Annotated in this window: 21 protein-coding genes and 1 pseudogene; all 22 read left to right on the top strand. The window is 74.7% G+C overall.

What is annotated here, in order from left to right; genetic code table 11:
* Nucleotides 1–317: 317 nt before the first annotated feature.
* The 22 genes and pseudogenes from MF406_RS09375 (at nt 318) to carB (ending at nt 25159) form a co-directional block, all read left to right on the top strand.
* On the top strand, nt 318–1682 hold the full coding sequence (locus tag MF406_RS09375; RefSeq protein WP_242892328.1) for a glycoside hydrolase family 15: 1365 nt from the start codon (nt 318–320) through the stop codon (nt 1680–1682).
* Complete coding sequence (locus MF406_RS09370) at nt 1679–3106, top strand: ABC transporter substrate-binding protein (protein WP_242892325.1); 1428 nt, start codon at nt 1679–1681, stop codon at nt 3104–3106. The genes MF406_RS09375 and MF406_RS09370 overlap by 4 nt, the downstream gene beginning before the upstream one ends.
* On the top strand, nt 3103–4074 hold the full coding sequence (locus MF406_RS09365; protein WP_242892322.1) for a carbohydrate ABC transporter permease: 972 nt from the start codon (nt 3103–3105) through the stop codon (nt 4072–4074). The genes MF406_RS09370 and MF406_RS09365 overlap by 4 nt, the downstream gene beginning before the upstream one ends.
* Entirely contained in the window at nt 4071–4997 is a 927-nt protein-coding gene (locus MF406_RS09360) for a carbohydrate ABC transporter permease (RefSeq protein WP_242892319.1), read from the top strand. The genes MF406_RS09365 and MF406_RS09360 overlap by 4 nt, the downstream gene beginning before the upstream one ends.
* A complete protein-coding gene (locus MF406_RS09355) occupies nt 4994–6655 on the top strand; it encodes an alpha-amylase family glycosyl hydrolase (protein ID WP_242892317.1) in 1662 nt (553 codons plus the stop codon). The genes MF406_RS09360 and MF406_RS09355 overlap by 4 nt, the downstream gene beginning before the upstream one ends.
* Nucleotides 6652–7470 (top strand): FadR/GntR family transcriptional regulator, encoded by an 819-nt coding sequence (locus tag MF406_RS09350; protein ID WP_242892313.1) that lies wholly within the window; start codon nt 6652–6654, stop codon nt 7468–7470. Before MF406_RS09355 ends, MF406_RS09350 begins: the two co-directional genes overlap by 4 nt.
* A 6-nt stretch (nt 7471–7476) precedes the next feature.
* Complete coding sequence (locus tag MF406_RS09345; protein ID WP_242892310.1) at nt 7477–8835, top strand: Gfo/Idh/MocA family protein; 1359 nt, start codon at nt 7477–7479, stop codon at nt 8833–8835.
* Complete coding sequence (locus MF406_RS09340; RefSeq protein WP_242892307.1) at nt 8822–10996, top strand: alpha-galactosidase; 2175 nt, start codon at nt 8822–8824, stop codon at nt 10994–10996. Before MF406_RS09345 ends, MF406_RS09340 begins: the two co-directional genes overlap by 14 nt.
* Nucleotides 10997–11156: 160 nt before the next feature.
* A pseudogene (locus tag MF406_RS09335) lies at nt 11157–11642 on the top strand (shikimate kinase); the annotation flags it as partial.
* 195 nt (nt 11643–11837) lie between these two features.
* Nucleotides 11838–12902, top strand: a complete 1065-nt coding sequence (gene aroB, locus MF406_RS09330; RefSeq protein ID WP_242897751.1) for a 3-dehydroquinate synthase — start codon at nt 11838–11840, stop codon at nt 12900–12902.
* 29 nt (nt 12903–12931) lie between these two features.
* The gene (locus MF406_RS09325) at nt 12932–13507 is read left to right on the top strand and encodes a shikimate kinase (protein ID WP_242892306.1); all 576 of its coding nucleotides are present in this window, start codon (nt 12932–12934) and stop codon (nt 13505–13507) included.
* Between the two features lie 31 nt (nt 13508–13538).
* Nucleotides 13539–14177, top strand: a complete 639-nt coding sequence (locus MF406_RS09320; RefSeq protein ID WP_242892304.1) for a hypothetical protein — start codon at nt 13539–13541, stop codon at nt 14175–14177.
* The gene (locus MF406_RS09315) at nt 14174–14554 is read left to right on the top strand and encodes a hypothetical protein (RefSeq protein WP_242892302.1); all 381 of its coding nucleotides are present in this window, start codon (nt 14174–14176) and stop codon (nt 14552–14554) included. The genes MF406_RS09320 and MF406_RS09315 overlap by 4 nt, the downstream gene beginning before the upstream one ends.
* 73 nt (nt 14555–14627) lie before the next feature.
* Complete coding sequence (gene efp, locus MF406_RS09310) at nt 14628–15188, top strand: elongation factor P (RefSeq protein WP_242892299.1); 561 nt, start codon at nt 14628–14630, stop codon at nt 15186–15188.
* Nucleotide 15189: 1 nt separating this feature from the next.
* Entirely contained in the window at nt 15190–15612 is a 423-nt protein-coding gene (nusB, locus tag MF406_RS09305) for a transcription antitermination factor NusB (RefSeq protein ID WP_242892296.1), read from the top strand.
* Between the two features lie 176 nt (nt 15613–15788).
* Complete coding sequence (locus MF406_RS09300; RefSeq protein WP_242892293.1) at nt 15789–16280, top strand: CinA family protein; 492 nt, start codon at nt 15789–15791, stop codon at nt 16278–16280.
* Nucleotides 16281–16301: 21 nt separating this feature from the next.
* A complete protein-coding gene (locus MF406_RS19095; RefSeq protein WP_371744451.1) occupies nt 16302–16637 on the top strand; it encodes a ribbon-helix-helix protein, CopG family in 336 nt (111 codons plus the stop codon).
* A gap of 333 nt (nt 16638–16970) precedes the next feature.
* On the top strand, nt 16971–17621 hold the full coding sequence (gene pyrR, locus MF406_RS09295) for a bifunctional pyr operon transcriptional regulator/uracil phosphoribosyltransferase PyrR (protein ID WP_242897750.1): 651 nt from the start codon (nt 16971–16973) through the stop codon (nt 17619–17621).
* Nucleotides 17618–18757: an aspartate carbamoyltransferase catalytic subunit gene (locus MF406_RS09290; protein ID WP_242892291.1), complete on the top strand. Its 1140-nt coding sequence runs from the start codon at nt 17618–17620 to the stop codon at nt 18755–18757. Before pyrR ends, MF406_RS09290 begins: the two co-directional genes overlap by 4 nt.
* Complete coding sequence (locus MF406_RS09285; protein ID WP_242892281.1) at nt 18754–20241, top strand: dihydroorotase; 1488 nt, start codon at nt 18754–18756, stop codon at nt 20239–20241. The genes MF406_RS09290 and MF406_RS09285 overlap by 4 nt, the downstream gene beginning before the upstream one ends.
* On the top strand, nt 20238–21626 hold the full coding sequence (gene carA / locus MF406_RS09280) for a glutamine-hydrolyzing carbamoyl-phosphate synthase small subunit (RefSeq protein ID WP_242892279.1): 1389 nt from the start codon (nt 20238–20240) through the stop codon (nt 21624–21626). Before MF406_RS09285 ends, carA begins: the two co-directional genes overlap by 4 nt.
* Complete coding sequence (carB, locus tag MF406_RS09275; RefSeq protein WP_242892272.1) at nt 21626–25159, top strand: carbamoyl-phosphate synthase large subunit; 3534 nt, start codon at nt 21626–21628, stop codon at nt 25157–25159. Before carA ends, carB begins: the two co-directional genes overlap by 1 nt.
* Nucleotides 25160–25269 lie beyond the last annotated feature (110 nt).

Raw genomic sequence — 25269 nt, 5'->3', positions numbered from 1 at the left:
CCGGGGCCGAGGGGCCGGGGCGGCGACCAAGGTCGACTGCGTCCCTCTCGCCTGTCCGACCAGCAGGGGCAGGCGCGTTACGTCGGCGAGGAACCGAGCGTGGGCGCTCCTGAGCGCGGGGGCGACGAGCGCGATGCACCTGGCTTGGTCCGGGTTCGAGCACCTGGGCGGGCCGGGGTTCGTCGCGCTGTCCGGTGAGCTTCCTATGGCCAAAGTCACCGAGGATGTCGTATGGTGCCTGGCAGACCGGTCAGTCCGGTCAGACCAGTAGGTGTGAAGGAGCATCGAATGCGCCAGTCACGAAAGGCGTCCCTCCGATGAGACCCTCGCGCAGCCACATGGCCAACCCCGACGCAGGCGAGCCCGGCAAGCCGGAGACCCGCCTCTACTCCGAGGGCGCGTTCCTCGGCAAGCGCGGCCCTGTTCTCGTCCCCGCTGGCTCAGCAGCCAGGCGCGTCGAGGGCACGGCGTTCCTCGACCCCCGCTCGGCGGAGATCCCCGGCGCTCACCAACCCTCGCCCGCCGAGATCGACGCCTTTCGCGAGCGGCTCGCTGCGGCCGACCTCCACGCCGGCCGGTGGGCAGAGATGGCCAGGACGGCGCTCCTCGACCTCTACGCGCTCAGACGCGAGAACGGCGCGGTGCTCGGCGCCGGCAGCCCGTACTGGGCCTTCGTCTGGCCGCGCGACAACGCCTTCGTCGTCGTCGCGCTCAGCCTCCTCGGTCTGCACGAGGACGCCTGGGCGGCGCTCGACTTCATCTACTCCGTCCAGGAAGAGGACGGCCAGTGGGAGGCCCGCTACCTCCCCGACGGCTCCGGCGAGGTACCGGACGAGCGCGGTCGCCAGGACGACGGCATCGGCTACACCCTCTGGGCCACCTGGGTGGCATCCCGGCTGAGCCCGGCAGCCGTCGCCGAGCGGCGGCTCGCAGCCGTTCGCCCGCGGGTGCTGCTCGCCCTGCAGGCGGCAGGAGACGTCCTCGACCCGGAGACCCGCCTCCCGCGCCCCGGGCAGGACTTCTGGGAGCGGGACGAGGCCGAACCGCCGCTGGGCGTGGCCGGACCGCTGCTGGTAGGGCTGCGTGCCGGCGTGGAGCTGGCTGACCGGCTCGGCGATCCGGACGCCGCCCGCCGGGGCCAGGAGCACGCCGCGGCCCTCGAGGCGGCCGTCATGAGTGCCTACGGCGCCAACGGGTTCCAGCGCTTCCCGTCGGGCGGCCGGCGGGACGCGTCCGTCGCGTTCCTCCTGCCGCCGTTCGTGCCCCCTGGAACGGCCGCTGCAGAGGCGAAGGCGGCCTGGCAGGCCTCGGTCGAGGGCATGCGCGTGGCCGCCGGTGGGCTGCGTCCAGGCGAAGGCTGGCCGGACACCACGACGGCATGGACGCCCCAGACCTCCCTCTACGCGATCGTCGCCGCCGCTCTCGACGAGCGAGAGCTCGCCACCGAGCTCCTCGACTGGCTGGACGCCCACCGCACCCGCCTCGGCAGCCTGCCCGAGAAGGTGACCCGGGACGGCCGCCCCGCCGCCGTCGCTCCTATCTCCACGGTCGCCGCCGCCGTGCTCATCGCACTGGCCCTGCTGGACAACCACGAGCTCCCCGCCCCCACCGGACGGGAGGCGGCTGCGGCTCGTCCGCCGTCGCACGAACCGACCCCCGAGAAGGAAGGAGGCCTCGCATGAGTACCACGAGGCCGTCGCGCAGACCTGCATGGATCGCGCTCACCGCAGCCGTGACGGCCACCGGGCTGGCGGCGTGCTCCGGCGGAGATGGGAGCAACCCCGGCGCCGAGGAGACCGGCGGCGGAGACGCCCAGTCCATCACCGTCTGGACGCCGCACAACACGCCCCAGCGCCTCGAGATCCAGCAGCAGGTCGCAACCGACTTCGAGGCCGAGACCGGCATCGCGGTCGAAGTCGTCGGGATGGACCCCGCCGACATGAACACCTCGATCGTGGCAGGCGCCGCCTCCGGCGAGGTGCCGGACGTCGCGGTCGTCGGCCCGGACCAGGTGGCCAGCTGGGCCTCCCAAGGGCTGGTGGACCACGAGGCCGCCGGCGCCGTCATCGAGAACCTCGACGAGTCGACCTTCAGCGAGCAAGCCCTCGACCTCGTCACCATGCCCGACGGGCCGGGCGCCGTACCCTCCGACGGCTGGGGCGAGCTCCTCTACTACCGCACCGATGTCTTCGAGCAGCTCGGCCTGGACGCCCCGGAGACGGTCCAGGACGTGGTGGAGGCCGCGCAGGCGGTCGCCGATTCCGACCTCGGCATGGCGGGCATCGTGCTGGGCACCAGGCCGGCCGACGCCATGGCCCGGGAGAACACCGAGCACCTCAGCCTGGCGAACGGGTGCCAGATGTTCGAGGGGACCGAGGTGACGCTCGACTCCGAGGCGTGCGTCGACGCCTTCGCCAAGTACCAGGCGCTCGCCGGCGCCTCCGTCCAGGGCGACCAGGACGTGGAGAGCACGCGGGCTGCCTACCTGGCGGGCCAGACGGCCATGGCCATGTGGTCCCCGCACCTTCTCGACGAGATCGGCAACCTCGACGCCAACTTCCCCGTGACCGCCCCGGAGACCGGCGAGAACCCCGACTTCCTCGCCCAGAACACCGGTGTCGTCGGTGCCCTGTCCGGGGAGTTCAACGACGAGCCCACCGGCTTCGGGCTCACGATGAACTACGCCATCCTCAACGGCAGCGCCAGCGAGGCTGCCCAGCAGTACGTCGAGTACGTGCTCTCCGACGGCTACGTCGACACCCTCGCCATGACGCCGGAGGGCCGCACCCCGGTGCGTACCGGCACCCCCGAGGAGCCCACCCGCTACGCGGATGAGTGGGCCACGCTGCCGCTCGGTGCGGACCCGAACAACCAGCGGCCGATGGACGAGGTCTACGCGCCCGAGGTGGTCGAGCAGATCGTCGCCGCTGCGAACAGCTTCTCCCGGTGGGGCTTCGGCACCGAGAACTGGGCCACGGCTGGCGCCGCGGTCACCCAGAACACCGTGGTGACCGACCTCGGCATGCTGCTGCCCGACGGCGACCCGCAGGCCTACGCCGAGCACGTGGACGAGGCGGTCACCAGTCTGCAGGCGGAGAACCAGTGACGACCGCCCCCCACGGCGCCCTGGCCCGGGGTCGCTCCCGGGCCAGGGGGTCCTCCCTCGCGCGCGCCGAGGACCGCACCGGCAAGGCGATGGTCTCCCCGACCGTGCTGGTGGTCATCGGGGTGGTGATCCTGCCCTTCCTGATCAGCGTCGTCTACGCCTTCCAGGAGTTCCGGCTCATCGACATCGGACCGCTGGGCACGGGGGAGACCACCTGGACGCTGGACAACTTCCGGCAGGTCCTGGCGAACGAGCGCTACCGCGACTCGCTCGTCACCACGATCGTCTTCGCCACCGCGACGACGGTCGGGAGCATCACTGTCGGCACGGCGGTGGCGATGTCGCTGCGCAGGCAGTTCCCCGGACGTGGCCTGGTACGGGCGCTGGTGCTCGTGCCCTACGTGCTGCCGGTCGTCGCCGCGGCGATGATCTGGGAGCAGATGCTCAACCCGCAGTACGGCGTCGCCAACGCCGTCGGGCAGCAGTACCTCGACTGGGCGCGCCCGATCTCTTTCCTCACCACCGAGTCGATGGAGGTGTGGGGGCTGCCGGTGCCGGTGGCGCTCTCGGTGGTGGTCCTCTTCGACGTCTGGAAGACGGCCCCGCTCGCCTACCTCTTCGTCACGGCCCGGATGCAGGCCGTACCGAAGGAGCTCGAGGAGGCCGCCCTCATCGACGGCGTGACCCCGAGCCAGAACTTCCGGCACGTGATCCTGCCCCAGCTCTACGGCGTGCTGGCGATCCTCACCGTCCTGCGGTTCATCTGGTCGTTCCAGAGCTTCAACGAGATCTACCTGCTCACCGGTGGTGCCGGCGGCACCGAGGTGCTCGCGGTGGAGGTCTACAACGAGCTCAACCAGCAGGGCGACATCGGCACCGCGTCCGCCCTCGGCCTCGTGATGATGGCGTTCCTCGGCGTGCTCACCCTCGTCTACCTACGGATGTCACGGAAGGAGCTCGCCCCGTGAGCACCGACGTCGCCGAACGCACCACCGCGCCGGCAACCGCCGGCTCGCCGCCACGTGGATCCACCCGGCTCAAGGCCGAGCGGATCACCTGGTCCGTCCTGAAATGGGTGACGATCGCCGTCACCATCCTCGCCTCGGCCGGCCCCCTCGTCTACGGCCTGACCATGTCCGTACGCAGCCAGCCGGACATCTTCGGCAACCCGCTCAACATCTTCCCGTCCTTCGCCGAGATGGACTTCAGCTCCTACCCGACCGCGCTGCGCAGCGAGGCGGAGGGCGGCTTCGGCCTCGGCCGCTTCATGCTCAACTCGCTGTGGGTCTCGCTGGGCGCCGTGCTCGGCTCGGTCGCGTTCAGCGTGCTGGGCGCCTACGCGGCCGTGCGCCTGCGGTTCAAGGGCCGGAACGTCGTCAACGCGATGTTCCTCATGGTCTACCTCTTCCCCGGAATCGTGCTGGCGGTGCCGCTGTTCGTGCTGTTCTCCCGGGTGGGGCTGCGCGGCGAGCTCGTGGGCCTGATGATCATCTACCTCGCCCAGACGGTGCCGGTGGCGATCTACATGCTCAGGAACTACTTCCTCGCGGTGCCCGAGGGCATCGAGGAGGCGGCCATGCTCGACGGCTGCACCCGCATGCAGATCGTCCGGAAGATCGTGCTGCCGCTCGCCCTGCCCGGCCTCGTCTCCACGGCCCTCTACGTGTTCATGATCGCCTGGAACGAGTACCTGTACGCCCTGCTGTTCCTGGTCGACCGGCGCGACAGCTGGACCGTCTCCCTCGGCATCGCCCAGCTCTCCGACTTCGCGGTGCCCGCCACGGTCCTCATGGCCGGTTCCATGGCGATGACGATCCCGATCGTCGTCGTGTTCGTGCTGGCCCAGCGGTCGCTGCTCTCGGGCCTGACCGCGGGGGCGGAGAAGGGATGAGCACACAGACGGAGCCGGCCGCGCGGGTCACGGGGGCCGGGTCGACCTGGTCCGACGCCATCGTCTACGAGGTCTACCTCCGCAGCTTCGCCGACGGCGACGGCGACGGCGTCGGAGACCTCCCCGGGCTCGCCGCCCACCTGAGCCACCTCCGGGCGCTCGGGGTGGACGCCGTGTGGCTCACCCCGTTCTTCCCCTCGCCCGGCCACGACCACGGCTACGACGTCAGTGACTACACCGACGTCGACACCACCTTCGGTGGTCTGGCGGCGTTCGAGGAGCTCGTGGCAGCCGCCCACGCCCAGGGCCTGCGCGTACTCGTCGACGTCGTGCCCAACCACACCTCGCACCGCCACCGCTGGTTCCGGGCCGCGCTCGCCGAGGGCCGCAGCGGCGGGCGATACCGCGACTACTACCTGTGGCGCGACCCCGCCGCGGACGGCGGCCCGCCGAACAACTGGCTCGCCAACTTCGGCGGTCCCGCGTGGACGCTGGACCCAGCGTCGGGCCAGTACTACTACCACGCCTACCTGCCCGAGCAGCCGGACCTGAACTGGCGCAACCCCGAGGTCCTCGCCGAATGGGTCCGGATCCTCGAGCTGTGGCTGGCGCGGGGGGCGGACGGCTTCCGCATCGACGTCGCGCACAACCTCCTTAAGCACGCGGCCTATCCGGACAACCCGGAGCTCGACGTCCCGACCGACGGGCGCACGCCCGTCGGTCGCGTCAGCGCCGCCCGCCGCCTCGTGCGTGCCCACGACGTCGACCAGGACGGCGCCGCGGACATCTTCGCGGCGCTCCGCGCCGCCCTGCCGCTGACGAACGCCGGCGAGCCGCCGTTCCTTCTCGGGGAGACCGTGCTCGACGACCCGGACCGGGTGGCCCGATACGTCGCGCCCGGGCGGCTCCACGCGGCGATGTGGTTCGGCGCGCAGAACGTCGCCTTCAACGCCGCCGACATCGCCGCGGCCCTCGAACCGGGGGCCCGGCCCCTCGACCCCGGCGCGGGCCGGTACGCCTGGTTCCTCTCCAACCACGACCGCGCCCGGCCGGCGTCCCGCCTCGCCGAGGACGGTGCTGACCGCCTTGCCGAGGACGGTGCTGCCCGCCTGGGCGCCGACCGAGCGCTCGCCGTCGCCGCGGTGCTCATGGTGATGCCCGGGCCCTACGTGCTGTACCAGGGCGAGGAGCTGGGGGCCGTCGACGCCGACGTCCCGGTGGACCTCGCCCGTGACCCCATCGCCGTGCGCGCCGGCGAGGCGGCGATGGCGCGTGACCGCGCCCGCACCCCGATGCCCTGGACCGCCGAGGACGGGCGCGGGTTCTCCGCGGCCACGCCCTGGCTGCCGCACGGGCAGCTGCCGCCGGCCGGGTCCGTCGCTGACCAGAGCGGTGTGCCGGACAGCCACCTCGAACGCTGGCGCAGCATGGTCGCGGCCTGGCGCGCCCACCGCGGGACGCTGCCCACGGCCGTGGAGGTCTTAATGGACCTCGGGCTGGTACGCGTGCGGCGCGGCCCGCTGACGGCGGTGCTCAGCACGGGTCCCGAGGCACCGCTGCCCGCCGGCACTACCCTGTGGCGGTCCCTCCCGGGTGACGACGATGTGGTGCGCCCTGGCGAGACCGTCTGGCGCTTGACCGAAGGACGAAGCAGATGAGCACGGCATGGACATCCCCGGCGGCGCGCAGCGACGCCGGGACCCGGCTCAAGCACGAGCTGGAGCGCCGGATCGCCAGCCAGGAGTGGCCGGTGGGCTACCGCCTGCCGGGGGAGCGAAGCCTGGCCACGGAGTTCGCCGTCTCCCGCCCGGTCGTCCGTGAGGTCCTCCAGCGCCTGGCCGCCCAGGGCCTCCTCGAGATCAGCCCGGCCCGCGGTGCCTTCGTCACCCGACCGGACGGCTCTGCACTGTCCAGCGCGCTGGAGCAGATGATGAGTTCGCACGGCGCCACCGTCCGCGACGTCTTCCAGGCCCGCGTCCTGCTGGAGACCGAGGTCGCCGCGCGCGCGGCCGAGCGACGAGGCGGGCAGGTCCTGGACCGGCTCGCCGAGCTGGCCGTCGCCGTCGACCGCGGGGAGGACCGCCTGGCCCAGGCCATCGCCGACCTCGAGTTCCACTCCCTGCTCTGCGTCGCCGCCGACAACCCGGTTCTCACCGCGATGCACCGGGCGATCGCCTCCTACGTGCTGCTGATGATGCTGCGGGGCGAGCGGAAGGCTGAGGCGGGTGGGGCGCTGCACACCCAGATCGTCGACGCGATCCGGGACGGCGACGCCGAGGAGGTCCGGCAGCTGATGGCGGCGCACCTGGACTCCACGAAGGTGTTCTTCCGGTCGGACTTCGACCGTCCCGTCGATGACGTGGCCGCCGAGAACCTCGCCCGCATCTCGGGCGGGTTCTGGACCCTCGAGGACGTCGCCCGCCGTGCGTTCAACGAGCTCGACGCCCTCATGACCGAGACCGAGAGGAAGTAGCTGCTGATGCCGGTAAGGATCGCGATCTTCGGCACGGGTGGCCGCGGGGCCGAGGCGTACGGGGGGTGGATACTCCGCCACCCCGACCGGGCCCAGGTCGTCGCGGTCGCCGAGCCGCTCCACGGGCGGCGGGACCGGTTCGCCGACCGGGCGGACGTCCCGGCCGAGAACCGCTTCCCCACCTGGCGCGCCCTCATGGCGGAGGTCAACCGGCTGGACCTGGACGCCGTCGTCGTCGCCACCCCGGACACCGACCACCTCGAGCCGGCCGCCGCCGCCGCCGAGCGCGGCCTGGCGGTTCTGCTGGAGAAGCCGCTCGCCAGGGACGAGGCCACCCTGCGCGAGCTCGAGCAGCGGCTCCTGCCCATGCAGCCGCGTGTGGCGGTGTGCCACGTGCTGCGCGAGACCCCGTTCTGGCGCTCCGTCCACGCCGTCGTCGCCTCCGGGACGCTCGGGGCGCTCGTCACCATCCGGCACGAGGAGAACATCGGCTTCTGGCACTTCGCGCACTCCTACGTCCGCGGGAACTGGCGCAACGTCGCCACCTCCAGCCCCATGGCGCTGGCGAAGACCTCCCACGACATGGACCTGCTGCGGTGGCTCGCCGGCGCGGCGCCCGAGACCGTTTCCTCCGTCGGCAGCCTCATGCACTTCCGCAAGGAGAACGCCCCCGCCGGCGCGCCGAGCCACTGCGTGCACGGCTGCCCGGTGGCGGACTCCTGCCCGTTCTACGCACCGCGCTACTACGTCGAGCGCCTGGCGAACGTGGACGGCTGGCCCGTCGCCCTCCTCGGTGACGACGTCAGCCGGGAGGGTCGCCTCCGCGCCCTGGCGGAGGGGCCCTACGGGCGGTGCGTCTACCGCTGCGACAACGACGTGGCCGACCACCAGCAGACGATCTTCGGCTTTCCCGGCGGGCTCACCGCCTCGCTGAGCGTCTCCGCGTTCACCGGGCAGAACACCCGCACGTTCCAGGTCACCGGCACGCGCGGCGAGCTCGCGGGACGGATGGACACCGGCCAGCTCCGCCTCCAGCTCTTCGCCCCCGGCCAGCACGAGCTGCCCGACCTCGGCACGGAGCTCATGCCCTCCACCACCGGCCCGATGGACCACGACGTCCTGGAGTGGGTGGCCGCGCCGCCGCGCTGGGACGAGGCCGACCACCGTGGGCACGCCGGCGGCGACGACGCGCTGACCGAACGGTTCGTCACCGCCGTCGAGTCCGGTGACTTCGACGCCCACGTCACCACCACTCTCGCCGCATCCCTCGACAGCCACTGGATGGCCTTCGCCGCCGAGCGTGCACGCCGCCACGGCGAGGTGGTCCGGCTCGCCGACGTCCGGCCGCTCGATGTCAGCGCCTGAGGTGCTCGGCCCGCACCGCCTCGTCGGCCCCCACCGGGACCTGCTGCGCCGTGACGGAGTGTCGGTCCTGCTGGAGACCGCCGGCGAGAGCCTGCCCCGCGTTCTGCACTGGGGCGCCGACCTGGGCCGGCTGTCCGAGCAGGCGCTGGCTGCCGCGGCGGCGGTCACCCTGCCGGCGGTACCGCGCAACGCGCTCGACACGCCCTGGCCGCTCTCGCTGCTGCCCGGGCAGGCGGACGGCTGGCTCGGCCGGCCCGGGTTGGCCGCCCACCGCGGCGGGACCGTGCTCTACCCCCGCTGGGTGACCCGCTCGATCGACGTCGGCGCGCACCACGTCACCGTGGACGCCGACGACACCGAGCTGGGCATCGCGCTCACCACCGAGCTGGAGCTGCGGCCCGGCGGGCTGCTCAGAGCGCGCCACACCCTCGGCAACACCGGTGGTACCGGCCTGGCGGTGGAGCGGCTGGAGGTGCTGCTCCCGCTGCCGGACCTGGCCGGCGAGGTGCTGGACCTCACCGGCCGCTGGGCCAAGGAGCGCGTCCCGCAGCGCGCGGCGCTGCAGTTCGGGGCCAGGGTGCGCGAGTCCCGCCGGGGCCGCACCGGCCACGACGCCGCGCTCGTGCTCTACGCCGGCACGCCCTCCTTCACCGACGGCGCCGGGCGGCTCTGGGGTGTGCACGTGGCCACCAGCGGCAACCACGTCCACGCCGTCGAGCGGCTGCCCGAGGGCGCCGGCGGCTCGGCGGCCGTCCTCGGCGGTGGCGAGCTCCTCGAGGCCGGCGAGGTGCTGCTGGGCGCGGACGAGACGTACACCTCGCCCTGGGTGTACTTCGCCTACTCCGACGCCGGTCTCGACGGTGCCGCCGCCCGCTTCCACGACCACCTCCGCAGCCGGCCCACGCACCCGACCGCGCCGCGCCCGCTCGTGCTCAACACCTGGGAGGCCGTCTACCTGAACCACGACGAGGCGAAGCTGCTCGACCTCGCCGACCGGGCGGCGGCGATCGGCGTCGAGCGGTTCGTGCTCGACGACGGATGGTTCCACGGCCGACGCACCGAGCGCAGCGGCCTGGGGGACTGGTGGGTGGACGGGGCGGTGTGGCCCCGGGGGCTCGGCCGGCTGGCGGACCGCGTCCGCGACCTCGGCATGGAGCTCGGGCTGTGGGTGGAGCCGGAGATGGCCAACCCGGACTCCGAGCTGCTCCGCCGCCACCCCGACTGGGCGCTCGCGGCTCCCGGCCGCTGGCCGCGGACCGCGCGCCACCAGGTCGTCCTGAACCTGGCCCGCCCGGAGGTGTCGAGCTACCTCTTCGAGGCGATCGCCACGCTCGTGCGCGATTACGGCATCGCCTACCTCAAGTGGGACCACAACCGTGACGTCCACGAGCCCGTCCACGAAGGGCGAGGCGGGGTGCACCGGCAGACCCTCGCCCTCTACGCGCTGCTGGACCGGCTCCGCGCGACCTTCCCAGGGCTCGAGATCGAGTCCTGCGCCTCCGGCGGCGCCCGCATCGACCTCGGGATCCTCGAGCACACCGACCGGGTGTGGACCTCCGACAACAACGACCCGCTGGAACGCCAGCGCATCCAGCGCTGGACCAGCCAGCTCATCCCGCTCGAGCTGCAGGGGGCCCACGTCGGGCCGCCCCAGGCGCACACCACCGGCCGGCGCACCTCGCTGCAGTTCCGGGCGCTCACCGCGCTGCTCGGCCATGCGGGCATCGAGTGGGACATCACCGGGTGCACGAACGAGGAGCTCGGCGTCCTGCGCGCCTGGGCCGGGCTGTACCGAGAGCTGCGCCCGCTGCTGCACACCGGCCGCCTCGTCCGCCCGGACCACGCGGACGAGGACGCCGTGCTCACCGGCGTCGTCGGCGCCGACCAGCGGCGTGCGGTCTTCCTCTACGCCCGCCTCGACACCGCCGTGGCCGCCGGCGGGGAGCGCATCCGGCTGACTGGCCTCCGGGAGGACGCGCTCTACGAGGTGCGCGTGCGCCGGGACCTCGGCGAGGTGCCGACGATGGACCGCGTCCCGCCACCCTGGATGGCCGAGCCCCTGCTCGTGCCCGGGCGGGTGCTGGCCGAGCTCGGCCTCGCCGCGCCGCAGCTGCTGCCGCAGGAGGCCATGCTGCTGGACCTCTCGGCCGTGAGGGTGTGATCCGCCGGCGCGGAGGGTCATCACCGACCGCCGATGCCCGCAGCCGTTCACGGGCATCGGCCCGGCCGCTACCGAGAAGGTGCTCCGCCTGCCGGGAACCAGCTCGGCGGCCGCTGAGACCGGCCGCCGTCGGCCACGGTCCGGGCGGTAGCGTGCCGGCGTGCGCAGACCCCGCATCGTGCTCGTCGGACCGCCCGGGGCGGGCAAGTCCACCGTCGGCCGGCTCCTCGCCGAGCGCCTCGCGCTGCCGTTCCTCGACGCCGACACCGAGGTCGAGCGCATCACCGGGCGCTCCATCCCGGAGATCTTCGCCGCCGCCGGCGAGCCGGCCTTCCGCGACCTCGAGCACGCCACCATCACCCGGCTGCTCACCGAGCACGACGGCGTCCTCGCGCTCGGCGGCGGCGCCCCGGTCCACCCCGCCACCCGGGCGGCGCTGGTCGACCACGCCGTCGTCTTCCTCGACGTCGACGCCGCCGAGGGCGCCCGCCGGGTGCAGGCCTCCGAGGTCCGCCCGCTGCTGGCCGGGGACGTCGAGGGACGGTTGCGGACCCTGGTGGCGCAGCGGCGCGACGCGTACACCGAGGCGGCCACCATCGTGGTGAGCACGGCCGGCCAGACCGCCGAGGAGGTGGCCGAGGAGGTGCTCCACCGCCTCCCGGGCACCACCGCCCTCGCCGACGCGACCGCCCCCGAGGGCGCCGCGGCCGCCGTCGGGGTCGCTTCCGTCCCGCCCAGGGTCACCGTCGCCGCCCCGGTATCGCCGAGCACCACCACCACCGTCCCGGTCCCGCCGAGCACCGCCGCCGGCGGCCACGAAGCAGCGACCGGCCCCACCCGCATCCCGGTGGCCGGCGCCGCCCCCTACGACGTCTTCGTCGGCCGCGGCCTCGACGGTGCCGTCGCCGAGCTCGTCGGGGACGCCGCCCGGCGGGTGCTGCTCGCCCACCCGGCCGCGCTGGCCGGGCGTGCCGCCACCCTCGCCCAGCACCTGGAGCAGGGCGGGCGCACGGTGCTGCGCCAGGTCCTGCCGGACGCCGAGGCGGCCAAGACGGCCGCCGTCGTGCAGGGGTGCTGGGACCTGCTCGGCGAGCACCGCTTCGGCCGGGAGGACGTCGTCGTCGCCCTCGGCGGCGGCGCCACCACCGACGTGGCCGGGTTCGTCGCCGCCACCTGGCTGCGCGGGGTCCGGCTGGTGAACGTGCCCACGACCCTGCTCGGCATGGTCGACGCCGCGGTCGGCGGCAAGACCGGCATCAACACCGCCCACGGCAAGAACCTCGTCGGCGCCTTCCACCCGCCGGCCGGGGTGGTCTGCGACCTCGACGCCCTCACCACCCTGCCCGCGCCGGACCTGCGGGCGGGCCTGGCCGAGGTGGTCAAGTGCGGGTTCATCGCCGACCCGCAGATCCTCCGGCTCGTCGAGGCCGACGGCGGCGCGGCCGCCCAGGACCCGGGCTCGCCGGTGCTGCGCGAGCTCGTCGAGCGGGCGGTGGCCGTCAAGGCGCGGGTGGTCGGGGAGGACCTGCGCGAGGCCGGGCTGCGGGAGATCCTCAACTACGGCCACACCTTCGGCCACGCGGTGGAGCGGGTGGAGGGCTACCGGTGGCGCCATGGCGACGCGGTCGCCGTCGGGATGGTCTTCGTCGCCGAGCTGGCCCGCGCCGCCGGGCTGCTGGGCGAGGACCTCGTGGCCCGCCACCGCGCGGTCCTGACGATGCTCGGCCTGCCCACCGCCTACCCGGGTGGGGACCGGGCCCGGCTGCTCGAGGCGATGCGGCACGACAAGAAGGTTCGCGGCGACGCGCTGCGGTTCGTCGTGCTCACCGACGTCGGCGCCCCGCAGGTCTTCCGCGACCCCACCCCCGACCAGCTCGCCGCCGCCTTCGCCGCCGTCGGAGCCTGACGCCCGACGGCGCGGCGTACGGTGCGGGGGTGAGCGCACCCACCGTCATCCTGATCGGCCCGCCGGGGGCGGGGAAGTCCGTCGTCGCCGGCGAGATCGGCCGGCGCCTGGGCCTGCCGGTGGTCGACACCGACGAGGCCCTCGCCGAGCGCGCGGGCACCACCGTCGGGGACCTCTTCCTCGACCTCGGCGAGGAGGTCTTCCGGGAGCGGGAGCGGGCGGTGGTCGCCGACGCCATGGCCCGGCCGGGCGTCCTGGCGCTGGGCAGCGGCGCCGTCGCCGCCGCCACCGACGAGCTGGACCGGTACCGGGCCGACGGCGGGACGGTGGTCTTTCTCGACGTCGCCCTGTCCGCGGCCGTGCCGCGGCTCGGGCTCAACGCCCCGCGTGCGGTCGTCGTGGGCAGCCCGCGGGCGACGTTCGCGGCGCTGGCCGAGGCCCGCCGCCCGGTCTACGCCGCGGCCGCCTCGAGAGTGGTGGACACCACTAACCTGGGTGTGGCCGAGGTCGCCGACGCCGTTGTCGTGCACCTCGGCGCCACCCGGGCAGAGCCGGGTGCGCTGCCCCGGGACCTTGATCCGCAGCTATCAAGTCCGCAGACTTGATACCCATGACTCAAGGTCATAGCCTTGCGGCATGTGGGTGCTGACCGCCGACCAGCACGCGAGCACCCGGCGCGGTGACCGCGTCGAGGACCTGCTCGCCGGCCTCGCGCCGTGGCAGGAGGAGCATGCCGACGCCGTCGTCCGCCCGCTCGAGCGGACCGTGGGGGACGAGGTGCAGGTGCTGCTCGACGACCCCGGCGCCGCCGTCGACCTCGCCCTGGAGCTCATGCGCCGCCGGGACTGGGCGGTCGGGATCGGCGCCGGGCCCGTCACCGAGCTCGGACCCTCCGCCCGGGCCAGCTCGGGCCCGGCCTTCGTCCACGCCCGGGCCGCCGTCGAGCGGGCCCGCGGCCGCGCGGTGCCGGCGCCGGTCGTCGTCGCCGGCACCGACGAGGCGGCCGCCGCGGACGCGACCGCCCTGCTCCAGCTGCTGGCCGCCGTCGTCCGCCGCCGCAGCGCCGCCGGCTGGGAGGTGGCCGAGCTCCTCGCCCCGGGGGCCCGGCAGAAGGACGTCGCCGCCCGGCTGGGCATCTCCGAGCAGGCGGTCAGCCAGCGGGCCCGGTCGGCGCTGCTGGCCGAGGAGCGCGGGGCCCGGCCGCTCGCCGCCCGCCTGCTCGCGGCCGCGGGGGGCGGCCCGGCGACCCGCGGGGCAGCGGGAGCGGCCCGGTGACCGGCGAGGCGGCCATCCAGGCCGGCGTGGTCGTCGTCGTGCTGGTCGTGTCCGTGCTCGTCGGCCGGGTGGTCGTCGGCACCCTGCTGCGCCGGGTCGAACCCGGTCCGGCGCACACCGGCGTGCTGCGCGGCGGGACGTGGATCGGGATGCTCGAGCGGCTCGCCATCACCGGGGCGGTCCTGGCCGGCTACCCCGAGGCGACCGCCGTCGTCCTGGCCGTCAAGGGCCTGGGCCGCTACCCCGAGCTGCGCGAGGCGCACCCGGACAAGCGCAGCCCGGCGGCCGAGCGGTTCATCATCGGCACCCTGGCCAGCTACGTGTGGGCCGGCGGCAGCGCCGTCCTCGGCGCCCTGGTCCTGCGCGCGGTATCCTGACCGGCGCTGCCCGGGCCGACCGCCCACCCGCGGGGCCGGGCTCCGACACCGACGCAGAGGAACGAGAGGCCACGTGGCGACGACCAACGACCTGAAGAACGGTCTGGTGCTCAACATCGACGGACAGCTGTGGCAGGTCGTGGGGTTCCAGCACGTCAAGCCCGGCAAGGGGCCGGCGTTCGTGCGCACCAAGATCAAGAACGTCCTCTCCGGCAAGACCGTGGACCGGACGTTCAACGCGGGCGTGAAGGTGGACACCGCGACCGTGGACCGGCGCGACATGCAGTACCTGTACCGGGACGGCGACGACTTCGTCTTCATGGACTCCAGCACCTACGAGCAGATCCCGATCCCGGCCGAGACCGTCGGGGACGCGGCGCACTTCCTGCTGGAGAACCAGGACGCGGTGGTCGCCACGCACGAGGGCAGCGTGCTGTTCGTCGAGCTCCCGGCCTCGGTGGTGCTGGAGGTCACCTACACCGAGCCCGGCCTGCAGGGCGACCGGTCCTCCGCCGGGACCAAGCCTGCCACCCTGGCGACCGGGTATGAGATCCAGGTCCCGCTGTTCGTCGAGACCGGCAACAAGGTCAAGGTCGACACCCGCTCCGGGGACTACCTGAGCCGCGTCAGCTGACGTGGCCGCCCGCACCAAGGCCCGCCGCCGCGCCCTCGACGTCCTCTTCGAGGCCGACCAGAAGGGCCGCAGCACCCCCGCCGGCCTGCTCGCGCTGCTCGCCGAGCGCCGGGAGGTCACCGTCGCGCAGGGACCCTTCCCGCCGTACGCCGCGGAGATCGTCACCGGCGTGGCCGAGCACCTGCCGGAGATCGACGAGCTGCTGAGCACCTACTCCCAGGGGTGGGCGCTGGACCGGATGCCGGTGGTCGACCGGTGCATCCTGCGGCTGGGCACCTGGGAGCTGCTGTACAACGACGACGTCCCGGACGCCGTCGCCGTGGACGAGGCGGTCGGCTTGGCCACCGAGCTGTCCACCGAGGAGTCCCCGGGGTTTGTCAACGGACTGCTCGGCCGGCTGCTGGAGCTCAAGCCCACGCTCTGAGGATCTCTCGGCCGACGGCGCCCGGTCGGGGGAGTCGTCGGCGACGGCGCGGGGCCGGGGACGTCGTCGGTCCGCGGGCGTCGGTCCCTGCGGGCGACGGCGAGCGCCGGGTGCCGTGCCTCTCACCACAGCCCTCCGGACGTGCAGCAGCCGGAACCGGGCGGCAGGATGCTTGGGTGACCCAGACCGTCCTGGACGGCGCCCAGCCGCTCCTCGCCCGCATCGCAGAGCACGTCGACGGATCCGGCCGCACGGTCGCCGTCGCCGAGTCCCTGACCGCCGGCCTCATCGCCACCCAGCTCGGGGCGGCGGAGGCGTCCTCCACCTGGTTCGCCGGCGGGGTGGTGGCCTACACCTCGGAGACGAAGTACGAGGTCCTGGGGGTCGAGCGGGGCCCGGTCGTCACGGCCGCGTGCGCGGAGCAAATGGCGGCGGGCGTCGCCCGGCTGCTCCGGGCCGACGTCGCGGTCGCGGTCACCGGGGTGGGCGGGCCCACCGAGGAGGAGGGGAAGCCCGCGGGCACCGTGTTCGTCGGCGGCTGCCGCGGCGGCCGGACCGTCAGCGAGGAGCACCACCTCGACGGCGGGCCCCCGGAGGTCCTGCAGGCCACCACCCTGCGCGCCCTGGACCTCCTCGGCCGGCTGCTGGCGGAGGAGTCGGCGCACTGACGCCAGTCTCCGGGACCACCGATGCGCAAAAGGCACAGATCGGTCGTCGGGGCACAGACCAGCGGACTGAAAGGCATGCTGGTGCCTATGAAGCGGACCGCCCTCATGCTCCCGGACGCGCTCCACGCCCGGCTGCGCCAGGAAGCCCAGCGCCGCGGAACGACCGTCGGCGCCATCATCCGTGCGGCGCTCGAGGCCTACCTCGGCCCGGGGCTCGAGCCGCCGCCGGCTCGGCGCGGCAGCAGCCGGGTGCAGCGGCCGCGGCGACGTCTCCGAGCGCATCGAGGAGTTGCTCGCAGCCGAGACGGGGCGATAGCGGAATCGCCGGCGACGCTGGCGTCCTCGGCACCGAGGTAGACGGCGACGGTCCGCGCCGGCCCCTGCGCGCCCACGTCGCGGACGCACCCCCGCCGCCGGAGCTTCTCGACACCCGCGGCGCTGTGGTCGATGACGGCGACGGTGCCGACCGAGCGGGTGTGCCCGTGCGGCTGCGCGGCACCGACCCCAGCGGGTGTGCATGTGCGGCTGCGCGGCACCGACCCGAGCGCGGGCATCGTGGCGCCGCCCACACCACGTCTTGCCCAGCGGGACGTCCCGCGGCCCCGCCGCCGCGCGGCGGTAGCATCACGGCGTCCGACATCCTTTAACGCCCGTCCCGTGAGGCGGGGAAGGAGGTCCAGCGTGGCCAGCATGCCCGCGAGCCCCGGCCCGGAACGCCAGGTGCTCGCCGCCCCCGACATCTCCCGGTCCCTGACCCGGATCGCCCACGAGATCCTCGAGCGCAACCGCGGCGCCGACGACGTCGTCCTGCTCGGCATCCCCACCCGCGGCGTCCCGCTCGCGCACCGGGTCGCCGCGCGGATCGCCGCCACCGAGGGCGGCCGCCCGGTACCCACCGGCGCCCTCGACATCACCATGTACCGCGACGACCTGCGCGACCACCCCACCCGCACCCTGGGCCGCACCGTCCTGCCGGCCGACGGGGTGGACGACAAGGTCGTCGTCCTCGTCGACGACGTCCTGTACTCCGGGCGCACCGTCCGCGCCGCGCTGGACGCCCTGCAGGACCTGGGCCGGCCCCGCGCCGTCCAGCTCGCCGTGCTGGTGGACCGCGGCCACCGCGAGCTGCCGATCCGGGCCGACTTTGTCGGCAAGAACCTGCCCACCGCCCGCCGCGAGCGGGTCCGGGTCCAGCTCGCCGAGACCGACGACGGCGCCCCCGACGCGGTGACCATCGCCGCCGGCCCCGCACCGGCCGGCTCACCCGCCGGCCCGGCACCCGCCGGCCCCGCACCGGCCACCCAGGCACCAGCCGGCGCCGCCCGGGGGGAGGCCCGATGAGGCACCTGCTCGCCGCCGCCGACCTCTCCCACGCCGGCGCCGTGGAGGTCCTGGACACCGCCGAGGCGATGGCCGCGACCCAGGGCCGGGTGATCCGCAAGCTGCCCACCCTGCGCGGGCGCACCGTGATCAACCTCTTCTTCGAGGACTCCACCCGGACCCGGATCTCCTTCGAGGCCGCCGCCAAGCGGCTGAGCGCGGACGTGATCAACTTCGCCGCCAAGGGCTCCAGCGTCGCCAAGGGCGAGTCGCTGAAGGACACCGCCCAGACCCTGCAGGCGATGGGCGCGGACGGCGTCGTCATCCGCCACCACGCCTCCGGCGCCCCGCACCGGCTGGCGCACGCCGGCTGGATCGACGTCCCGGTCCTCAACGCCGGCGACGGCACCCACCAGCACCCCACCCAGGCGCTGCTGGACGCCTTCACGCTGCGCCGCCACCTCCACCACGGGCCGACCACTACGGCGCCCGCGCCGCAGGGCAGCGACCTCGCCGGCGCGCGGGTGGTGATCGTCGGGGACGTGCTCCACTCTCGGGTGGCCCGCTCGGACGTGGAGCTGCTCACCACCCTCGGCGCCCAGGTCACCCTCGTCGCCCCGCCGACGCTGCTGCCGGTGGGCACCGCCGGCTGGCCGGCCACCGTGCGCTACGACCTGGACGAGGCCATCGCCGCCGACGCCCCGGACGCGGTGATGATGCTCCGGGTCCAGCATGAGCGGATGTCCGCCGCCGGCGGGGGGTTCTTCCCCTCCCCGCTGGAGTACCACCGCCGGTACGGCCTCGACGGCGCCCGGCTGCGGGCCCTGCCCGACCACGCCGTCGTCATGCACCCGGGACCGATGAACCGGGGCCTGGAGATCAGCGCCGAGGCGGCCGACTCCCCGCGGTCGGTGATCACCGAGCAGGTCGCAAACGGGGTCAGCGTCCGGATGGCGGTGCTCTACCTGCTGCTCGCGGGGGAGGGCGTCGACGGCGACCCGCCCGGGAGTCCTGCCGCCGACGGCGGCACCCCCACGCCCGCCGTCGGCGCGGGCACCGCCACCCCCACCGCGGGCACCGCCGCCCCCGCCGTCGGCGCGGGCACCACCACCCCCGACCCCACCACCCCCGCCCCCACCGGAGGACCAGCCCTGTGACCGCCTACCTCATCCGCGGGGCCCGGCCGCTCGGCGGCGCCCCGGCGGACCTGCTCCTCGCCGGCGGCGTCATCGAGGCCGTCGGCGCCGACGCCGCCCGCGCGGCCCAGTCCGCCACCGACGTCGTCACTCTCGAGGCGGACGGCCTGGTCGCCCTGCCCGGCCTGGTCGACCTGCACACCCACCTGCGCGAGCCCGGCCGGGAGGACGCCGAGACCGTCGCCACCGGCACCCGCGCCGCCGCCCTCGGCGGGTTCACCGCCGTGCACGCGATGGCCAACACCGCCCCGGTCGCGGACACCGCCGGCGTGGTGGAGCAGGTGTGGAACCTGGGCCGGCAGGCCGGCTGGGTGGACGTGCGCCCGGTCGGGGCGGTGTCGGTCGGGCTGGCCGGGGAGGTCCTCGCCGAGCTCGGCGCGATGGCCGCGTCCGCGGCCCGGGTCCGGGTCTTCTCCGACGATGGCCGGTGCGTGGCCGACCCGGTCCTGATGCGCCGGGCGCTGGAGTACGTCAAGAGCGTCGACGGCGTGATCGCCCAGCACGCCCAGGAGCCCCGGCTGACCGAGGGCGCCCAGATGCACGAGGGGGCGGTCTCCGCCGAGCTCGGCCTGACCGGCTGGCCGGCGGTGGCCGAGGAGTCGATCATCGCCCGGGACGTCCTGCTCGCCGAGCACGTCGGCTCCCGGCTGCACGTGTGCCACCTGTCCACCGCCGGCAGCGTGGACATCGTCCGCTGGGCCAAGGCCCGCGGCATCGCGGTCACCGCCGAGGTCACCCCGCACCACCTGCTGCTCACCGACGAGCTCGCCCGCTCCTACGACCCCCGGTTCAAGGTCAACCCGCCGCTGCGCACCGCCGAGGACGTCGAGGCGGTGCGGGCCGGCCTGGCCGACGGCACGATCGACGTCGTCGCCACCGACCACGCCCCGCACCCGGCCGAGGACAAGGACTGCGAGTGGGCCGCCGGCGCGTTCGGGATGACCGGGCTGGAGACCGCCCTGCCGGTGGTCCAGGAGGTCATGGTCGACGCCGGCCGGCTGGGCTGGGCCGACGTCGCCCGGGTGCTCTCGACCGCCCCGGCCCGGATCGGCCGGGTCGCCGACCAGGGCCGGCCCCTCGCCGTCGGCGAGCCGGCCAACGTGACGCTGGTGGACCCGGCCGCACGGCGGGTGGTCGCCCCCGCCGCCCAGGCCAGCCGCAGCCGCAACACCCCGTTCGCCGGCCGGGAGCTGCCCGGCCGGGTGGTGGCCACGTTCCTGCACGGCCGGGCCACCGTGCTCGACGGCGCGCCCGTGCCGCGGGAGACCGCCGCGGGCACGCCCGACGGCGGCGCGGGGACCCGGGACGCCGGTGCACCGAGCCGCGGCACCGGCGCGGCGAGGCCGGCCGCCGCCCCGCACGACGCCGCCCCCGGTACGCCGGCCGGCGTCCCCCCGGCCCACGACGACGGCGCCCCCCGGGCGCGAGAGGAGGTCCGCGGATGACCGCGACCCTGTCCGAGGTCACCGGCACCGCCCCCCGCGGGGCCCGGCGCGAGCCGGCCCTGATCGTCCTGGAGGACGGGCTGGTGCTGCGCGGCAACGCCTACGCGGCCACCGGCCGCACGGTGGGCGAGATCGTCTTCGCCACCGGCATGACCGGCTACCAGGAGACGCTGACCGACCCCTCCTACCACCGGCAGATCGTCGTGATGACCGCCCCGCACATCGGCAACACCGGGGTCAACGACGAGGACACCGAGTCCACGCGGGTCTGGGTGGCCGGGTTCGTCGTGCGGGACGCGGCCCGCCGGGCCTCCAGCTGGCGGGCCCAGCGCGAGCTCGAGGACGAGCTGGCCGACCAGGGCGTCGTCGGCATCTGCGACGTCGACACCCGGGCGCTGACCCGGCACCTGCGCGACCGGGGCGTCATGCGGGCCGGGATCTTCTCCGGCGCGGCGCTGCCGGCCGGCGCGGCGCACCTGAGCGAGCAGGCCCGCGAGGTGCTGCTGGACGTGGTCCGGGAGTCCCCGCCGATGCGCGGGGCGGACCTGGCCGGGGAGGTCACCACCCCGGCGGCCTACGTGGTGGAGCCGGCCGGCGCGCACGCCGGGCGGGAGCCGGTGGCCACCGTCGTCGCGGTGGACCTGGGGATCAAGGCCCGCACCCCCCAGCAGATGGCCGAGCGGGGCCTGCGAATGCACGTCGTCCCGCAGCAGGTCACCCTCGCCGAGGTGCTCGCGCTGGAGCCGGACGGGGTGTTCTTCTCGAACGGGCCGGGCGACCCGGAGGCGGCCACCCACGAGGTGGACCTGCTGCGCGGGGTGCTGGACGCCGGCGTGCCGTTCTTCGGGATCTGCTTTGGCAACCAGCTGCTCGGCCGGGCGCTGGGCTACGGCACCTTCAAGCTCGAGTACGGCCACCGCGGCGTCAACCAGCCGGTGCTGGACAAGACCACCGGCAAGGTGGAGATCACCGCCCACAACCACGGCTTCGCCGTCGACGCCCCGGTGGGGGAGCCGTCGGTGGCGCCCTACGACGGCGGCCGGTACGGCCGGGTGGAGGTCTCCCACGTCGCGCTGAACGACAACGTCGTGGAGGGCCTGCGCGCCCTGGACGTCCCGGCCTTCTCGGTGCAGTACCACCCGGAGGCGGCCGCCGGCCCGCACGACGCCGAGCACCTCTTCGACCGGTTCGTCCGGCTGATCCGCGAGCGCCGCGGCGACGGCGGCGGCACCAGCGGCTCCGGCACCAGCGGCGACGGCGCCGGCACCAGCGGCGCCGCCGGCAGCGGCGCCGCTGGCAGCGGTGCCCTCGGCACGACCGAGGGCACCGGCCCCGCTGAGTCCGCGACCACCCCCGACCCCACCACCGAGAGCGAGGCCCGCTGATGCCCCGGCGCACCGACATCGCCAGCGTCCTGGTCATCGGCTCCGGCCCGATCGTCATCGGGCAGGCCGCCGAGTTCGACTACTCCGGCACCCAGGCGGTCCGGGTGCTGCGCGAGGAGGGGCTGCGGGTCATCCTGGTCAACTCCAACCCGGCCACGATCATGACCGACCCCGAGCTGGCCGACGCCACCTACGTCGAGCCGATCACCCCCGAGGTGGTCGCCACGATCATCGCCAAGGAGCGCCCGGACGCGCTGCTGCCCACCCTGGGCGGGCAGACCGCGCTGAACACCGCCCTGGCCCTGCACGAGGCCGGGGTGCTCGCCGAGTACGGCGTCGAGCTCATCGGCGCCTCGATCGACGCGATCAACGCCGCCGAGGACCGCGAGCGGTTCAAGGAGGTCGTCGCCCGGTGCGGGGCGGAGAGCGCCCGCTCGGCCATCGCCCGCAGCCTGCCGGAGTGCCACGCCGTCGCCGCCGAGCTCGGCTACCCGCTGGTGGTCCGGCCCTCCTTCACCATGGGCGGCCTGGGCTCGGGGATCGCCCGCACCCCTGAGGACCTGGACCGGATCGCCGGGGCCGGGCTGCACTACTCGCCGACCACCGAGGTCCTGCTCGAGGAGTCGATCCTGGGGTGGAAGGAGTTCGAGCTGGAGCTCATGCGCGACCGGGCGGACAACGTCGTCGTGGTGTGCTCCATCGAGAACGTGGACCCGGTCGGCGTGCACACCGGGGACTCCATCACCGTCGCGCCCGCGCTGACCCTGACCGACCGGGAGTACCAGCGGCTGCGCGACGTCGGCATCGCGATCATCCGGGAGGTCGGGGTGGACACGGGCGGCTGCAACGTGCAGTTCGCCGTCGAGCCCACCACCGGGCGCGTCGTCGTCATCGAGATGAACCCGCGGGTCTCCCGGTCCTCCGCGCTGGCGTCCAAGGCCACCGGCTTCCCGATCGCCAAGATCGCCGCCCGGCTGGCGGTGGGCTACACCCTGGACGAGATCCCCAACGACATCACCGGCTCCACCCCGGCGAGCTTCGAGCCGACCCTGGACTACGTCGTCGTAAAGGTCCCGCGGTTCGCGTTCGAGAAGTTCCCGGCCGCCGACCCGACCCTGACCACCACGATGAAGTCGGTGGGCGAGGCGATGGCGCTCGGCCGGAACTTCACCGAGGCGCTGCAGAAGGCGCAGCGCTCGATCGACAAGGCGGGGCTGACGTTCCACTGGGGCGGCCCGGCGCCGGACCCGGACCAGACCGCCGCCCTGCTGGAGTCGGTGCGCACGCCCACCGAGCACCGCCTGGTCGACGTCCAGCAGGCCATCCGCGGCGGGGCGAGCGTGGCCGACCTCTACGCCGCCACCGGCATCGACCCGTGGTTCCTCGACCAGCTCGTCCTGCTGCAGGAGGTCGCCGAGCAGGTCGCCGGCGCCCCGGCGCTGACCGAGCAGGTCTTGCGCCTGGCCAAGCGGCACGGCTTCGCCGACGCCCAGGTCGGCCGGCTGCGCGGGCTCGGCGCGGCGGCGGTGCGGGAGGTCCGCCACGCCTACGGGCTGCGGCCGGTGTACAAGACGGTGGACACCTGCGCCGCCGAGTTCGCCGCCCGCACCCCCTACCACTACTCCGCCTACGACACCGAGACCGAGGTGGCCCCGCGGACCCGGCCGGCGGTGATCATCCTCGGCTCCGGCCCGAACCGGATCGGCCAGGGCATCGAGTTCGACTACTCCTGCGTGCACGCCACCCTGGCGCTGGCCGAGCGGTACGAGACCGTCATGGTCAACTGCAACCCGGAGACGGTCTCCACCGACTACGACATCTCCGACCGGCTCTACTTCGAGCCGCTGACCTTCGAGGACGTCCTGGAGGTCTACCACGCCGAGGCCGCCGCCGGCCCGGTGGCCGGGGTGGTGGTCCAGCTCGGCGGGCAGACCCCGCTGTCCCTGGCCCAGGACCTGGCCGACGCCGGCGTGCCGATCCTGGGCACCTCCCCGGCCGCCATCGACCTGGCCGAGGACCGCGGCGCCTTCGGCGCGGTGCTGGCCGCGGCCGGGCTGCCCGCGCCGGCGTTCGGGACGGCCACCTCGGCGGAGCAGGCGCTGGCGGTGGCCGCCAGCATCGGCTACCCGGTCCTGGTCCGGCCCAGCTACGTCCTGGGCGGGCGGGGCATGGAGATCGTCTACGACGAGCCGGGGCTGCGGGACTACCTCGCCCGGTCCGCGGGCGCCCCGGGTGCCGCCGACGGCGGCCACGGGACCGCCGTCGTCGGCGCCACCCTGCCCGCCGACGGCGGCGCCGGCCGGACCGCCGGCGACGGCGGCCGCCGCGCCGCCCCGCTGCTCATCGACAGGTTCCTCGACGACGCCATCGAGATCGACGTCGACGCCCTCTACGACGGCACCGACCTCTTCCTCGGCGGGGTGATGGAGCACATCGAGGAGGCCGGCATCCACTCCGGGGACTCCGCCTGCGTGCTGCCGCCGGTGACCCTCTCGGCCGCCGAGCTGGACCGGATCCGCCGCTCCACCGCCGCGATCGCCGAAGGGGTGGGCGTGCGCGGGCTGATCAACATCCAGTTCGCGCTGGTCTCCGACGTGCTCTACGTCATCGAGGCCAACCCGCGCGCCTCGCGCACCGTGCCGTTCGTCGCCAAGGCCACCGGCGTGCCGCTGGCCAAGGCGGCGGCCCTGGTGATGGCCGGGGACAGCATCGCCGACCTGCGCCGGCGCGGCCTGCTGCCCGCGGGCGACGGCGGCGCCGTCGACCTGGCCGAGCCGGTGGCGGTGAAGGAGGCGGTGCTGCCGTTCAAGCGCTTCGCCACCGCCGCCGGGTCGGTCGTGGACACCCTGCTCGGCCCGGAGATGCGCTCGACCGGGGAGGTGATGGGGTTCGACGCGGACTTCCCGACGGCGTTCGCGAAGTCCCAGTCGGCGGCGTACGGCGGGCTGCCCATCGCGGGGCGGGTGTTCGTCTCGGTGGCGGACCGGGACAAGCGGTCCATCGTCTTCCCGGTCACCCGGCTGGTCGAGCTCGGCTTCGAGATCCTGGCCACCGCCGGCACCGCCGCCGTGCTGCACCGCTACGGCGTGCACGCCACGGTGGTGCGCAAGGCGTCCGAGGGCCGCGGGCCGGGCGGGGAGCCGACCATCATCGACCTCATCGAGACCGGCAACGTCGACATGGTGATCAACACCCCCGGCGGGCAGGGGGCCCGCGCCGACGGCTACTCGATCCGGGCCGCGACGACGGCGGCCGACCGGCCCATCATCACCACCGCGCAGGAGTTCGGCGCCGCGGTGCAGGGCATCGAGGCCGCCCTCACCGGGCCCTTCGGGGTGCGGAGCCTGCAGGACCACGACGCCGCCCGCGTCGCCCGGCGGGCGGGCGCCGCGGGGGACGGGCGCCCGGCTGCTGCCGGTCCGCCCGCGCAGGCCATGTCCGCGCAGGCCAGCTCTCCGCCGGCCACGGGCACGCAGGGCACCTCCGCGCAGGCCCCGGCTGGCGTGGCGGCCGGGCCGGGGGAGCGGCCGTGACGGCGAGCGCACCGTCTCGGCGAGCGGCCGTGCCGCCCGGACCCGCCGGTCCGGCAACCGGCCAGGACGAGCAGCGCGCCGTTCCGACGCCTGGCCACGACCTTCCTGCG

The organism is Georgenia sp. TF02-10 (assembly GCF_022759505.1).
Taxonomy (GTDB): Bacteria; Actinomycetota; Actinomycetes; order Actinomycetales; family Actinomycetaceae; genus TF02-10.
This window is presented reverse-complemented; position numbering and strand designations above follow the sequence as displayed.

Excerpts from the sequence above, each read along its gene's own strand:
- pyrR (WP_242897750.1), top strand. The coding sequence starts at position 16,971 with ATGCCCGCGAGCCCCGGCCCGGAACGCCAGGTGCTCGCCGCCCCCGAC.
- MF406_RS09355 (WP_242892317.1), top strand. The coding sequence starts at position 4,994 with ATGAGCACACAGACGGAGCCGGCCGCGCGGGTCACGGGGGCCGGGTCG.
- MF406_RS09320 (WP_242892304.1), top strand. The coding sequence starts at position 13,539 with ATGTGGGTGCTGACCGCCGACCAGCACGCGAGCACCCGGCGCGGTGAC.
- MF406_RS19095 (WP_371744451.1), top strand. The coding sequence starts at position 16,302 with ATGCGCAAAAGGCACAGATCGGTCGTCGGGGCACAGACCAGCGGACTG.
- MF406_RS09340 (WP_242892307.1), top strand. The coding sequence starts at position 8,822 with ATGTCAGCGCCTGAGGTGCTCGGCCCGCACCGCCTCGTCGGCCCCCAC.
- MF406_RS09350 (WP_242892313.1), top strand. The coding sequence starts at position 6,652 with ATGAGCACGGCATGGACATCCCCGGCGGCGCGCAGCGACGCCGGGACC.
- MF406_RS09370 (WP_242892325.1), top strand. The coding sequence starts at position 1,679 with ATGAGTACCACGAGGCCGTCGCGCAGACCTGCATGGATCGCGCTCACC.
- carA (WP_242892279.1), top strand. The coding sequence starts at position 20,238 with ATGACCGCGACCCTGTCCGAGGTCACCGGCACCGCCCCCCGCGGGGCC.
- MF406_RS09345 (WP_242892310.1), top strand. The coding sequence starts at position 7,477 with ATGCCGGTAAGGATCGCGATCTTCGGCACGGGTGGCCGCGGGGCCGAG.
- MF406_RS09290 (WP_242892291.1), top strand. The coding sequence starts at position 17,618 with ATGAGGCACCTGCTCGCCGCCGCCGACCTCTCCCACGCCGGCGCCGTG.
- carB (WP_242892272.1), top strand. The coding sequence starts at position 21,626 with ATGCCCCGGCGCACCGACATCGCCAGCGTCCTGGTCATCGGCTCCGGC.
- MF406_RS09375 (WP_242892328.1), top strand. The coding sequence starts at position 318 with ATGAGACCCTCGCGCAGCCACATGGCCAACCCCGACGCAGGCGAGCCC.